Here is a 13276-nt window from a genome sequence, read left to right on the forward strand (position 1 = left end):
CTCAACACGCTGAATGAGTTGCTCTCCCGGCGGACCCTAGCGCCCGGGTGCGCCTGTGTGACCGGTAAGTAACGCGCGTCACGTCTCATCTGACGGACATCACACCGGCACGGGTCATTCGACCGCCCGTACGGCGTAGTTGAGCACCTTGGGGCTCAACAGGTCCTCCATGTCGTCGAGGAGCAGAAGCACCTCGCGTGACACTTCGTCCGGATTCCGGCCGGCCATCATCTCCCGGCCGATGACCGACATGACGGTCTGGTGCACCCAGTTGATCTGACCGGCGACGAGGCCGGGCAGCGGGTCCCCGGGAGACGCGCCGACGTCCTCGCGCAGCGCCTCCTCCAGGTTGACGAGGATCTCCTGACCGATCGCCCACAGCCGCGAGCGGAGCGCGGCCGCCTCCTGGATGACCTCCATGAAGCGGGCGTACCCGGTCATCAGGCCGAGCCGCGGGGACACCGCCTCGACCTCGTCGCGCAGTTCGCGCAGGACGGCGGCGGCGGCCGACTCACCCTTCGCCCGGGCGCGGACCCAGCCGGCGAGGCGGTCGACGACGCCCCGCGAGCGGTCGAGGAAGAGGTCCTCCTTGGCCGGGAAGTAGTTGTAGACGGTGTTCACCGAGACGTCCGCGGCGTCCGCGATCTCCGCGACGGTCACCGCGTCGAAGCCCCGCTCCAGGAACAGGCCCGTGGCGACGTCGGAGATGTACTGCCGCGTCTGCCGCTTCTTCCGCTCCCTGAGTCCTTCCGCCATGTCCGCATCGTAGCTTTCGCTGGGCCGACTGAATTCTTGGAGTCATTGCAAAATTTAAGAGACTCTGTTTTTCTGGCGGCATGGCAATCATCAGTACGGCCGGGCTGGCGCGCACCTTCTCGACCAAGCGGGGACCGGTGGAGGCGGTGCGCGGCATCGACCTCACGGTGCGGCCCGGCGAGATCCTCGGCCTCCTCGGACCCAACGGCGCGGGCAAGACCACCACGCTCCGGATGCTCACCACCCTGCTCGCCCCGACCGGCGGTGCCGCGACCGTCGCGGGCTGCGACCTCGCCGGCGACCCCGCGGGCGTGCGCCGCGCCTGCGGCTACGTCGCCCAGTCGGGCGGCGTCGACCCGCACGTCACCGTGCGGGAGGAACTCGTCACCCAGGGACGGCTGTACCGGCTGCCCCGGCCGCGCGCGGTCGAGCGGGCCGACGAACTGGCCCACGAACTCGGTCTCGCCGGCCTCATGGACCGCCGCACCTCCGCCCTCTCCGGCGGGCAGCGACGCCGACTGGACATCGCGCTCGGGCTCACCCACCGGCCCGTGGTGCTCTTCCTCGACGAGCCGACGACCGGACTCGACCCCGGCAGCCGCGCCGACCTCTGGGACCTCGTGCGCGGGCTGCGCGACACCCACGGCACCACGGTCTTCCTGACCACCCACTACCTCGACGAGGCGGACGCGCTCGCCGACCGGCTGGTGATCGTCGACCGGGGTGTGGTCGTCGCCGACGGCACGCCCGGCGCGCTGAAGCGGGCGCACGGCGGCTCCCCCGACGCGACCCTCCAGGACACCTTCCTCGCCATCACCGGACGCGGCCCCGACCCGGCCGACGCCACGCCCGTGGCCGTCTGACACCGCCCCGCAGCCGACCGCCCCGCCGAACAGGACCGAGGACCGATGCTTCTCCACGACACCGCGCTGATCTTCGGGCGCTACGCCCGCCAGACCCTGCGCTCCCGCTTCGCGATGCTCTTCGGCGTCCTGATGCCGTTGCTGTACCTGCTCTTCTTCGGACCGCTCCTGACCGGTCTGCCCCTTGCCTCCCGGGGCACCTCCTGGCAGGTCCTCGTCCCCGGCCTGCTGCTCCAACTCGGCCTGTTCGGGGCCGCGTTCGCCGGGTTCTCGATCATCATCGAGAAGAACCTCGGCATCGTGGAACGGATGCGGGTCACCCCCGTGAGCCGTCTCGCGCTGCTACTGGGCCGGGTGCTGCGCGACGCCGCCGTCTTCGTCCTCCAAGGGGTTCTGCTGGTCCTCGCGGCCCTGGTGATGGGACTGCGCGCGCCGCTCGCCGGCATCCTGATCGGCTTCGCCTTCGTCGCCCTGCTGACCGTCTCGCTCGCCTCGCTGTCGTACGCCCTCGCCCTGAAGGTCAGCACGCCGCAGGAGTTCGGGCCCACGGTGAACGCGCTGACCATGCCGTCCATGCTGCTGTCCGGCCTGATGCTGCCGATGGCGCTGGCCCCCGGCTGGCTGGACGTGCTCTCGCACTTCATGCCGTTCCGCTATCTGGTGGACGCGGTACGGGACGCGTACGTCGGCTCCTACGCCACCGCGCACATGCTGTACGGCGTCCTGGTGGCCCTGGGTCTCGCCGCACTCGCCGTGACAGTGGGCACACGCGTCTTCCGCAGGACCGGGGCGTAACTAGGCTGACCCCATGGTCAATCTCACGCGCATCTACACCCGGACCGGCGACCAGGGCACCACCGCCCTCGGCGACATGAGCAGGGTCGCCAAGACCGACCTGCGGATCTCGGCGTACGCCGACGCCAACGAGGCGAACGCGGTGATCGGCACGGCCATCGCGCTGGGCGGCCTGGAGGCCGAGGTCGTCGAGGTCCTCACCCGGGTCCAGAACGACCTGTTCGACGTGGGCGCGGACCTCTCGACCCCGGTGGTCGAGGACCCGCAGTTCCCGCCGCTGCGGGTGGAGCAGTTCTACGTCGACAAGCTGGAGGCGGACTGCGACCGCTTCAACGAGCGGCTGGAGAAGCTCCGTTCCTTCATCCTGCCCGGCGGCGCCGCGGGCGCGGCCCTGCTGCACCAGGCGTGCACGGTCGTCCGCCGCGCCGAGCGTTCCACCTGGGCGGCGCTGGAGGTCCACGGGGAGGCGATGAACCCGCTCACCGCCACCTACCTCAACCGCCTCTCGGACCTCCTGTTCATCCTCGCGCGCACGGCCAACAAGGACACCGGTGACGTCCTGTGGGTCCCGGGCGGAGAGCGCTAGCACCCGAGCCGCACCGCAGCAGACCCCTCGCCCGGAGGAACGGCGAGGGGTCGCCTGCGATCTCCGACGGAGGTCGGGCCGGACCTTTTTTGCCGGTCGCGAAGGGGCCTCCGGCAGCCGTGCCCCGTGGCATCGCCCCGCGGCGCCGGACGGCCGAGCGTGCACGTCAGCCCACCTGCCGGCCCCACCGGGCACCGGGCGCCGGGCCCAAGCGGCCGTCCTTCCGGGGTAGTTGAGGGATCACCCCCGGCACATTGCACTGGTCCAGACCTATTGACCCGTGGTCCAGACCTTTCTATTCTCGCCGCACTGCGCTTAGCCATGCCCACGACACCCCCGGCCGAGGGGGCGCGAGGGCGGCGGGAGCGCGAGCGCGCGCACGCCCACCGGGCTGAGCACGGTCGCGGTTCCCCCGCTCGTCACGGCGCCACCGAGGCACCAGACGAAAGAGGAGAGGCATCCATGCGCTTCCGGCAGAGAGCCAGACACAGAACCGTGGCGGGGCTCACCACCCTGCTCCTCCCCCTCGCCGCACTCGTCGGCCTCGCGGGTCCCGCACAGGCGGCCACCAGCGCCACCGCGACGTACACCAAGACCCAGGACTGGGGGACGGGGTTCGGCGGCCAGTGGACCGTCAAGAACACCGGTACCGCCGCCATCAGTTCGTGGGCCATCGAGTGGGACTTCCCCACCGGCACGTCCGTCACCTCGGCCTGGGACGCGGACGTCACCCACTCCGGGAACCACTGGACCGCCAAGAACAAGTCCTACAACGGCACCCTCGCCGCGGGCGCCTCCCTCTCCTTCGGCTTCAACGGCGCAGGCTCCGGCTCGCCCACCAACTGCACGCTGAACGGCGGCAGTTGTGACGGCGGCCCCACCGTCCCCGGTGACAGCGCACCCTCCGCGCCCGGCACGCCCACCTCTTCGGCCGTCACCGACACCTCGGTGAAGCTCTCCTGGAGCGCGGCCACCGACGACAAGGGCGTCAAGAACTACGACGTCCTGCGCGGCGGCACCAAGGTCGCGACCGTGACGACCACCTCGTACACGGACACCGGCCTGACCGCCGGCACCGACTACTCGTACACGGTCCAGGCCCGTGACACCGCCGACCAGACCGGTCCGGTCAGCGGCGCGGTCTCCGTGCACACCACCGGCGGCGGCACCACTCCCCCGCCCACCGGCAACGCCGTCAAGCTCGGCTACTTCACCGAGTGGGGCATCTACGGCCGCAACTACAACGTCAAGAACCTGGTGACGTCCGGCTCGGCCGCCAAGATCACGCACATCAACTACGCCTTCGGCAACGTCACCGGCGGCAAGTGCGCGATCGGCGACTCCTACGCCGACTACGACAAGGCCTTCACCGCCGACCAGTCGGTCAGCGGCGTCGCCGACACCTGGGACCAGCCGCTGCGCGGCAACTTCAACCAGCTGCGCGAGCTGAAGGCCAAGTACCCGAACATCAAGGTGCTGTGGTCCTTCGGCGGCTGGACCTGGTCCGGCGGCTTCGGTGACGCGGCCAAGAACCCGGCGGCCTTCGCTCAGTCCTGCTACGACCTGGTCGAGGACCCGCGCTGGGCCGATGTCTTCGACGGCATCGACATCGACTGGGAGTACCCGAACGCCTGTGGCCTGACCTGCGACACCAGCGGTGCCGCGGCCTACAAGAACGTCATGCAGGCGCTGCGCGCCAAGTTCGGCACGAACAACCTGGTCACCGCCGCCACCACGGCCGACGGCACCTCGGGCGGAAAGATCGACGCCGCCGACTACGCGGGCGCCGCGCAGTACGTCGACTGGTACAACGTGATGACGTACGACTTCTTCGGCGCGTTCGACGCGGACGGCCCGACCGCCCCGCACTCCCCGCTCACCTCGTACAGCGGCATCCCGCAGGCCGGCTTCACCACGGCCGACGCGATCGCCAAGTTCAAGTCCAAGGGCGTGCCGGCCAGCAAGCTGCTGATCGGCATCGGCTTCTACGGGCGCGGCTGGACCGGCGTCACCCAGGACGCCCCGGGCGGCACCGCCACCGGTCCCGCACCGGGCACGTACGAGCCGGGCAACGAGGACTACAAGGTCCTCAAGACGTCCTGCCCCGTCACCGGCACCATCGCCGGCACGGCGTACGCGCACTGCGGCAGCAACTGGTGGTCGTACGACACCCCGTCGACCATCGCCGGCAAGATGTCGTGGGCCAAGACCCAGGGTCTGGGCGGCGCGTTCTTCTGGGAGTTCAGCGGCGACACCAGCAACGGTGAACTCGTCAGCGCCATCAACAGCGGCCTGAGCTGACCCCCGCACCACCTCGCACGAAAGCCGCGGGCAGACCTCCGGGTCTGTCCGCGGCTTTCTTTTCCGGCGGCCCGAGCGGCACCGACCGGGCGGGTGTACGGGGAGGGCAGGTGTCGGGTCAGGCGACGTTCACGCGCTGGCCGGGCGGGGCCGCCTCCAGCCACGCGAGGAAGCCGGTGAGCGCGTCCTCGCTCATCGCCAGTTCGAGTCGCGTACCGCGGTGGAGACAGGTCAGGATGATCGCGTCGGAGAGCAGCGCGAGTTCTTCCTCGCCCTCGGCGGCCCGGCGGCCGGCCACCTCGATCGCCGAGCGTTCGAGAACACGACGCGGCCGGGGGGCGTAGGAGAAGACGCGGTACCACTCGACGCGGTCGCTGTTGTAGCGGGCGACTCCGTAACTCCAGCCCTTGCCCCCGGCGTCACCCTTCTCGGGGACGTCCCAGCGCAGGCTGCAGTCGAACGTTCCGCCGGAACGCTGGATCAGCCGGCGGCGGAGGCCGAAGACGAACAGCCCCACCACCACGAGCGCCACCACGATTCCGCACACAGTCAGAGCGAGGACCATCGACACCGACCTCCTCGTCTCCTAGGTAACGGAAAAGAAAAAACTTCCGGATTTGCCTCAGCCGCGGCCAGGGCCGGAGTGATCCGGTCCCAGCCGCGGCTGAGGCAAAGCTTCACACAGTGCGGCCCCAGCGCCTAAGGGCCTGGGGTCGCACGGTCGTCAGCGCGTCGACACCGCACGCAGGCGGACGTCCGCGCGACGCTCGGCGGACGCGTCGGCGTCCGACTTCGCGCGCTCGAGCGCCCGCTCCGCACGCTGGACATCGATCTCGTCCGACAGCTCGGCGATCTCGGCCAGCAGCGACAGCTTGTTGTCGGCGAACGAGATGAAACCCCCGTGCACCGCCGCGATGACCGTTCCGCCATCGCTCGTACGAATGGTCACCGGGCCCGACTCCAGCACACCGAGAAGCGGCTGGTGACCGGGCATGACGCCGATGTCGCCGGACGCGGTACGCGCGACGACCAGGGTGGCCTCGCCGGACCAGACACTGCGGTCCGCGGCGACGAGCTCGACGTGCAGCTCAGCAGCCAAGGTGGGCTCCTCGGGTCACCACCCGGCGTTGCTGCCGGGTGTTGGGTCAAAGTCTAGTAGGCGAACGGAGGGGGACGGACCGCGCCCCACGAGGCGCGGCCCCTCCCACCTCATTCAGAACACGAGGTTCAGGAAACGCCGAGTTCCTTGGCGTTGGCCTTGAGGTCCTCGATACCACCGCAGAGGAAGAACGCCTGCTCCGGGAAGTGGTCGTACTCGCCGTCGATGATCGCGTTGAAGGCCACGATCGACTCGTCCAGCGGGACGTCCGACCCGTCGACGCCGGTGAACTGCTTGGCGACGTGGGTGTTCTGGGACAGGAAGCGCTCCACACGACGGGCACGGTGGACGGTGAGCTTGTCCTCTTCGCCCAGCTCGTCGATACCGAGGATCGCGATGATGTCCTGGAGGTCCTTGTACTTCTGGAGGACCGACTTCACCCGCATGGCGGCGGCGTAGTGGTCCGCCGCGATGTAGCGCGGGTCCAGGATGCGGGACGTGGAGTCCAGCGGGTCCACGGCCGGGTAGATGCCCTTCTCGGAGATCGGACGGGAGAGAACCGTCGTCGCGTCGAGGTGGGCGAACGTGGTGGCCGGGGCCGGGTCGGTCAGGTCGTCCGCGGGGACGTAGATCGCCTGCATCGAGGTGATCGAGTGACCACGGGTCGAGGTGATGCGCTCCTGGAGGAGACCCATCTCGTCGGCCAGGTTCGGCTGGTAGCCCACCGCGGAGGGCATACGGCCGAGCAGGGTCGAGACCTCGGAACCGGCCTGCGTGAAGCGGAAGATGTTGTCGATGAAGAACAGCACGTCCTGCTTCTGCACATCGCGGAAGTACTCCGCCATGGTCAGACCCGCGAGGGCCACGCGCAGACGGGTGCCCGGGGGCTCGTCCATCTGACCGAAGACAAGCGCGGTCTTGTCGATGACGCCCGACTCGGACATCTCCTCGATGAGGTCGTTGCCCTCACGGGTGCGCTCGCCGACACCGGCGAACACGGAGACACCGTCGTGGTTGTTGGCGACGCGGTAGATCATCTCCTGGATGAGCACCGTCTTGCCGACACCGGCACCACCGAACAGACCGATCTTTCCACCCTTGACGTACGGGGTGAGGAGGTCGATGACCTTGACGCCGGTCTCGAACATCTCGGTCTTCGACTCGAGCTCGTCGAAGCGCGGGGCCTTGCGGTGGATGGACCAGCGCTCGCCCGAGTACTTCTCGTCGCTGTTCAGCACCTCGCCGAGGGTGTTGAACACCTTGCCCTTGGTGAAGTCGCCGACGGGGACCGTGATGCCGGTACCCGTGTCGGTGACCGCGGCCTGGCGGACCAGACCGTCGGTGGGCTGCATGGAGATCGTGCGGACCAGGCCGTCACCCAGGTGCTGGGCGACTTCCAGGGTCAGCGTCTTCTTCTCGCCGGCGTTGGCCGGGTCGGCCACCTCGACGTGAAGGGCGTTGTAGATGTCCGGCATCGCGTCGACGGGGAACTCCACGTCGACGACCGGGCCGATGACCCGGGCGACGCGGCCCGTGGCAACGGCCGTCTCAGAAGTCGTCGTCATTACTTGTCACTCCCCGCGGTCGCGTCGGCAAGGGCTGCGGAGCCACCGACGATCTCGCTGATTTCCTGGGTGATTTCGGCCTGGCGGGCCGCATTGGCAAGTCGGGAGAGCGTGGTGATCAGGTCTCCCGCGTTGTCGGTCGCCGACTTCATCGCGCGGCGCGTGGCGGCGTGCTTGGAGGCAGCCGACTGGAGCAGCGCGTTGTAGATACGGCTCTCGACGTAGCGCGGCAGCAGGGCGTCAAGGACGTCCTCCGCCGACGGCTCGAACTCGAACAGCGGAAGGATCTCGCCCTTGGGCGCTTCCTCCGCGACCTCTTCGAGGCGGAGCGGCAGCAACCGGCTGTCGACAGCCGACTGCGTCATCATCGAGACGAACTCGGTGTAGACGATGTGGAGTTCGTCCACGCCGCCGTCCGCCGTCTCCTTCTCGATGGCCTCGATGAGCGGACCCGCGACCTTCTTCGCGTCCGCGTAGGTGGGCTCGTCGGTGAACCCCGACCACGACTCCACGACCTTGCGCTCGCGGAAGTTGTAGTGGGCCAGACCGCGGCGGCCGACGATGAAGGTGTCGACCTCCTTGCCCTCGCCCTCGAGGCGCGCCGTCAACTGCTCGGCGGCCTTGATGGCGTTGGAGTTGAAGGCGCCGGCCAGTCCGCGGTCGCTCGTGAGGAGCAGCACCGCGGAACGGGTCGCCGTCTCCGCCTCCGTGGTCAGCGGGTGCTTGGTGTTCGAACCGGTACCGACCGCCGTGACCGCGCGCGTGAGCTCGGTCGCGTACGGCGCGGAGGCCGCCACCTTGCGCTGCGCCTTGACGACACGCGAGGCGGCGATCATCTCCATCGCCTTGGTGATCTTCTTGGTCGCGGTGACGGATCGGATGCGACGCTTGTAGACCCGGAGCTGGGCTCCCATGAGTCAGGTCCCTTCCTTACGTCACTTGGCCGCGGCCGGAGCGTCCTCGCCGAGAAGCTTCCCGTCCGAGGTCTCGAACTGCTTCTTGAAGTCCGCGATGGAGTCCGCGACGGCGGTGAGCGTGTCGTCCGACATCTTGCCGCCCTCCTTGATGGAGGTCATGAGGCCCTGCTCCTTGCGGTGCAGGTACTCCAGGAGCTCCTTCTCGAAGCGGCGGACGTCCTCGACCGGAACGTCGTCCATCTTGCCGGTGGTGCCGGCCCAGACGGAGACGACCTGGTCCTCGGTCGGCATCGGCTGGTACTGAGCCTGCTTGAGCAGCTCGACCAGACGCTGACCGCGCTCCAGCTGCGACTTCGACGCGGCGTCCAGGTCGGAACCGAAGGCGGCGAACGCCTCCAGCTCGCGGTACTGGGCGAGGTCGAGGCGAAGCCGGCCGGAGACCTGCTTCATCGCCTTGTGCTGGGCGGAGCCACCGACGCGGGAGACCGAGATACCGACGTTCAGGGCCGGACGCTGGCCGGCGTTGAACAGGTCGGACTCCAGGAAGCACTGGCCGTCGGTGATGGAGATGACGTTGGTCGGGATGAACGCCGACACGTCGTTCGCCTTGGTCTCGACGATCGGCAGACCGGTCATCGAACCGGCGCCCAGGTCGTCGGAGAGCTTCGCGCAGCGCTCCAGCAGACGGGAGTGCAGGTAGAAGACGTCACCGGGGTAGGCCTCGCGCCCCGGCGGGCGGCGGAGCAGCAGGGACACGGCGCGGTAGGCGTCGGCCTGCTTCGAGAGGTCGTCGAAGATGATGAGGACGTGCTTGCCCTCGTACATCCACTGCTGGCCGATGGCCGAACCGGTGTACGGCGCCAGGTACTTGAAGCCGGCCGGGTCGGACGCCGGGGCGGCGACGATGGTCGTGTACTCCAGGGCGCCGGCCTCTTCGAGCGCACCACGCACGGAGGCGATGGTGGAACCCTTCTGACCGATGGCGACGTAGATGCAGCGGACCTGCTTCTTCGTGTCGCCCGAGCGCCAGTTGTCACGCTGGTTGATGATCGTGTCGACGGCCAGGGCGGTCTTGCCGGTCTGGCGGTCGCCGATGATCAGCTGACGCTGGCCACGGCCGATCGGGGTCATCGCGTCGACGGCCTTGTAGCCCGTCTCCATCGGCTCGTGCACCGACTTGCGGACCATGACGCCCGGAGCCTGCAGCTCGAGGGCGCGTCGTCCGGACGTCTCGATCTCGCCGAGGCCGTCGATCGGGTTGCCGAGCGGGTCGACGACGCGGCCGAGGTAACCCTCGCCCACGGCGACGGACAGCACCTCACCGGTGCGCTGCACCGGCTGGCCCTCCTCGACACCGCTGAACTCGCCGAGGACGACCGCACCGATCTCGCGCTCTTCCAGGTTGAGCGCGAGGCCGAGAGTTCCGTCCTCGAACTTCAGCAGCTCGTTCGCCATGGCCGAGGGGAGACCCTCGATCTTGGCGATACCGTCGCCGGCGACGGTGACCGTACCGACCTCCTCGCGCGAGGCCGCGTCCGGCTTGTACGACTGGACAAAGTTCTCCAGCGCATCCCGGATCTCCTCCGGCCGGATCGTGAGCTCCGCCATCTGGGTTCCCTGCTCTCCTTGTTGGGCCCGAAGTTTCACTTGGGGGGATGGGGACTCCCCCCTGAAAGAGGTGAATCCTCTGCACGGCCCAACATGGGCCGTAATTGCGTCCTGCTTATGGGCTTGCTAGCTCGCCATACGGCGAGTGGCGTCCTCGAGACGGTCCGCGATCGAACCGTTGATGACCTCGTCACCGACCTGCACCCGGATCCCGCCGAGGACATCGGGGTCCACGTCGAGGTTCAGGTGCATCGGGCGGCCGTAGAGCTTCGCCAGCGCGGCGCCGAGGCGCTGCTTCTGGCCGTCACTCAGCGGCACCGCCGAGGTGACCACGGCGACCATGCGGTTGCGGCGCTCGGCGGCGAGCTTGGACAGGGAGTCGAGTCCCGCTTCCAGGCTACGTCCGCGCGGCGCGGTCACAAGGCGCGTCACGAGACGCTCGGTCGTCACGTTGGCCCGGCCGCCGAGCAGGCTGCGCAGCAGCTGGCTCTTGGCCGCCGTGGTGGCGGCCCGGTCGGTCAGCGCGGCGCGCAGCTCGGTGTTCGAGGAGACGATCCGGCCGAAGCGGAACAGCTCGTCCTCGACATCGTCGAGCGCGCCCGTCCGCTGGGCCGCCGTGAGGTCGGCGGTCGCGGCGATCTCCTCGAGCGCGTCCACCAGGTCGCGGGGCTGCGACCAGCGGGAACGCACCATGCCGGTGACCAGGTCGGCGGTGGTACCGCTCACCTGGGCGCCCAGCAGGCGCTGGACCAGCTCGGCCTTGGCCTCGGCGGGCTGCGCCGGGTCGGTGAGGACCCGACGCAGCGACACCTCGCGGTGGAGCAGCGCGGTGACCGCGGCCAGCTCGTCGGCGAGCTGCGCCGCGTCCACGGACGTGGAGTCCGTCAGCGCGTCGAGACGCTCACGTGCGGCTGCGGTTGCCTCGCGGCTCGCTCCGTGCGCTGTCATCGAGCCGCCTCGGCCTTCTCCTCAAGCTCGGAGAGGAAACGGTCGATGACACGGCTCTGGCGGGCGTGGTCCTCGAGGGACTCGCCGACCAGCTTGCCGGCCAGGTCGGTGGCCAGGTGGCCGACGTCCTGACGCAGCGCCTGCGACGCGGCCTTGCGGTCCGCCTCGATCTGCGTGTGACCGGCGGCGATGATCTCTTCGCGCTGCCGCTGGCCTTCCGCGCGCATCTCGGTGATGAGCGTGGCGCCCTGCTCCTGTGCCTCCTGGCGCAGGCGCGCGGCCTCGTGACGGGCCTCGGCGAGCTGAGCCTTGTACTGCTCAAGAACGCTCTGGGCCTCGGTCTGAGCGGCCTCGGCCTTTTCGATACCGCCCTCGATGGCCTCGCGACGCTGCTCCAGAACCTTGTTGATGTTCGGGAGGAGCTTCCAGGCCAGGAAGCCGAAGACGATGACGAAGGCGAGCAGGCCGATGACAAGCTCGGGAATCGGCGGGACGAGGGGGTTTTCCGTCTCCTCGGCCGCCAGAATGAGCAGCTGGCTCATGTCAGTGCCTTTCGTCTAGTGGGCTGTCGTGGATCCGAAGATCACTTGCCGTAGACGAACGGCATGACCAGACCGATGAGGGCGAGCGCCTCACAGAAGGCGAAGCCGAGGATCTGGTTGGCGCGGATCAGACCGGCGGCCTCGGGCTGACGGGCGAGGGCCTGGGTGCCGTTACCGAAGATGATGCCGACGCCGACGCCGGGGCCGATGGCCGCGAGGCCGTAACCGATCGAGCCGAGCGAGCCGGAGACAGCGGCAAGGGTCTGGGACATGCCAGTTCTTCCTTTTCTTTACGGACCGGTGGGGGTTGGCCACCGGACGACTGCGGGGTCGAGAGGGGAGGCGCTCAGTGGTTCTCGGCCAGTGCGCCCTGGATGTAGGTGCAGGTCAGCAGGACGAAGACGTAGGCCTGCAGGGCCTGGATGAACAGCTCGAACGCGGTCATGACGAGGGTCATGATGAACGAGACGCCCGCGTACGCGATGCCGATGCCGTTGAGCAGGTACCAGCTGGCGATGGTGAACAGCAGCAGCAGCGTGTGGCCCGCGAACATGTTCGCGAACAGTCGCACCGCGTGCGTGAACGGGCGGACGAGCAGGTTCGAGAAGAACTCGATGACCATGGCGAGCGGCAGAACCGGGCCGAGCGACTTGTCGTATCCGGTGACGTTCTTGAAGAAGCCCACGAAGCCGTGCCGCTTGAAGGTCAGCGAGACCCACAGGACATAGACGATCAGGGCCAGCACCAGCGGGTACGAGATGATCGCGGTGACCGGGAACTGGGCGAGCGGAATGATCGACCAGAGGTTCATCATCCAGACGAAGAAGAACAGCGAGACGATCAGCGGAACGTACTTCTCGCCTTCCTTCTTGCCGATCGTCTCGTAGACGACGCCACGGCGGACGAAGTCGTAGCCCGCCTCGGCGATCATCTGCAGCTTGCCCGGGACGACCTTCGGCTTACGGAAGGCGGCCCAGAAGAAGCCGACGATGACGATCGAACCGAGCAGCGCCAGGAGCATCGTCTTGTTGAAGTAGACGTTGCTGTCACCGTCGCCCCAGAGGGGCTCGAACAGGAACGAGTGCAGGCCGGGAGCCGGGAAGCCACAGCCGTCGAAGATGTGGCAGTCGGTCTCGAAGGCGAGCACCTGCGTCGGGTCAGCACTCACCGCGGGCTCCTTCAGCGTGGCGCATAGGTACGGCAACCTCGTTGTGTCGGCGCGGCGCACAGCCGCGGTTCGGCACTGGACTGGTGTTACGGATGTGGGGGCGGCTGTGGGGCATCAAGCCTCGCGAT

13 protein-coding genes and 1 pseudogene are annotated in these 13276 nt (G+C 68.6%); 4 read left to right on the top strand and 10 right to left on the bottom strand.

Translation table 11 applies throughout. From position 1 onward, the window contains the following. Nucleotides 1-114: 114 nt before the first annotated feature. Entirely contained in the window at nucleotides 115-756 is a 642-nt protein-coding gene (locus OG406_RS13745; RefSeq protein WP_266846785.1) for a TetR/AcrR family transcriptional regulator, read from the bottom strand. A gap of 161 nt (nucleotides 757-917) precedes the next feature. On the opposite strand from OG406_RS13745, the pseudogene OG406_RS13750 reads away from it, so the two are divergent. From OG406_RS13750 to OG406_RS13765, 4 genes and pseudogenes are all read left to right on the top strand, one after another. Beyond that, a pseudogene (locus OG406_RS13750) lies at nucleotides 918-1619 on the top strand (ABC transporter ATP-binding protein); the annotation flags it as partial. A gap of 45 nt (nucleotides 1620-1664) precedes the next feature. Further along, nucleotides 1665-2414 carry an ABC transporter permease gene (locus OG406_RS13755; RefSeq protein WP_164371795.1) on the top strand — a complete coding sequence of 250 codons (750 nt, stop codon included), beginning with the start codon at nucleotides 1665-1667 and terminating at the stop codon, nucleotides 2412-2414. 13 nt (nucleotides 2415-2427) lie between these two features. Continuing rightward, on the top strand, nucleotides 2428-3000 hold the full coding sequence (locus OG406_RS13760; RefSeq protein ID WP_164371796.1) for a cob(I)yrinic acid a,c-diamide adenosyltransferase: 573 nt from the start codon (nucleotides 2428-2430) through the stop codon (nucleotides 2998-3000). 462 nt (nucleotides 3001-3462) lie between these two features. Further along, nucleotides 3463-5301 (top strand): glycoside hydrolase family 18 chitinase, encoded by a 1839-nt coding sequence (locus OG406_RS13765; protein WP_164371797.1) that lies wholly within the window; start codon nucleotides 3463-3465, stop codon nucleotides 5299-5301. A 118-nt stretch (nucleotides 5302-5419) separates the two neighbouring features. On the opposite strand, the gene OG406_RS13770 is transcribed toward OG406_RS13765, so the two are convergent. From OG406_RS13770 to atpB, 9 genes are all read right to left on the bottom strand, one after another. Then, nucleotides 5420-5866, bottom strand: a complete 447-nt coding sequence (locus OG406_RS13770; protein ID WP_081219456.1) for a DUF2550 domain-containing protein — start codon at nucleotides 5864-5866, stop codon at nucleotides 5420-5422. 159 nt (nucleotides 5867-6025) lie between these two features. Next, the gene (locus OG406_RS13775; protein WP_081219455.1) at nucleotides 6026-6400 is read right to left on the bottom strand and encodes a F0F1 ATP synthase subunit epsilon; all 375 of its coding nucleotides are present in this window, start codon (nucleotides 6398-6400) and stop codon (nucleotides 6026-6028) included. Between the two features lie 128 nt (nucleotides 6401-6528). Further along, the gene (atpD, locus tag OG406_RS13780; protein ID WP_164371798.1) at nucleotides 6529-7965 is read right to left on the bottom strand and encodes a F0F1 ATP synthase subunit beta; all 1437 of its coding nucleotides are present in this window, start codon (nucleotides 7963-7965) and stop codon (nucleotides 6529-6531) included. Then, nucleotides 7965-8879, bottom strand: a complete 915-nt coding sequence (locus OG406_RS13785; RefSeq protein WP_164371799.1) for a F0F1 ATP synthase subunit gamma — start codon at nucleotides 8877-8879, stop codon at nucleotides 7965-7967. The genes atpD and OG406_RS13785 overlap by 1 nt, the downstream gene beginning before the upstream one ends. A 21-nt stretch (nucleotides 8880-8900) precedes the next feature. Then, nucleotides 8901-10490 (bottom strand): F0F1 ATP synthase subunit alpha, encoded by a 1590-nt coding sequence (gene atpA / locus OG406_RS13790; RefSeq protein ID WP_081219452.1) that lies wholly within the window; start codon nucleotides 10488-10490, stop codon nucleotides 8901-8903. Between the two features lie 126 nt (nucleotides 10491-10616). Continuing rightward, the gene (locus OG406_RS13795) at nucleotides 10617-11438 is read right to left on the bottom strand and encodes a F0F1 ATP synthase subunit delta (protein ID WP_329185951.1); all 822 of its coding nucleotides are present in this window, start codon (nucleotides 11436-11438) and stop codon (nucleotides 10617-10619) included. Next, nucleotides 11435-11980: a F0F1 ATP synthase subunit B gene (locus tag OG406_RS13800; RefSeq protein ID WP_164371801.1), complete on the bottom strand. Its 546-nt coding sequence runs from the start codon at nucleotides 11978-11980 to the stop codon at nucleotides 11435-11437. Before OG406_RS13800 ends, OG406_RS13795 begins: the two co-directional genes overlap by 4 nt. A 41-nt stretch (nucleotides 11981-12021) precedes the next feature. Beyond that, the gene (gene atpE, locus OG406_RS13805) at nucleotides 12022-12252 is read right to left on the bottom strand and encodes an ATP synthase F0 subunit C (protein ID WP_024884520.1); all 231 of its coding nucleotides are present in this window, start codon (nucleotides 12250-12252) and stop codon (nucleotides 12022-12024) included. 74 nt (nucleotides 12253-12326) lie between these two features. Further along, nucleotides 12327-13148 carry a F0F1 ATP synthase subunit A gene (gene atpB, locus OG406_RS13810; protein WP_081219449.1) on the bottom strand — a complete coding sequence of 274 codons (822 nt, stop codon included), beginning with the start codon at nucleotides 13146-13148 and terminating at the stop codon, nucleotides 12327-12329. Between the last annotated feature and the right edge of the window lie 128 nt (nucleotides 13149-13276).

The sequence above is a fragment of the Streptomyces sp. NBC_01428 genome, from assembly GCF_036231965.1.
Classification (GTDB): Bacteria; Actinomycetota; Actinomycetes; order Streptomycetales; family Streptomycetaceae; genus Streptomyces.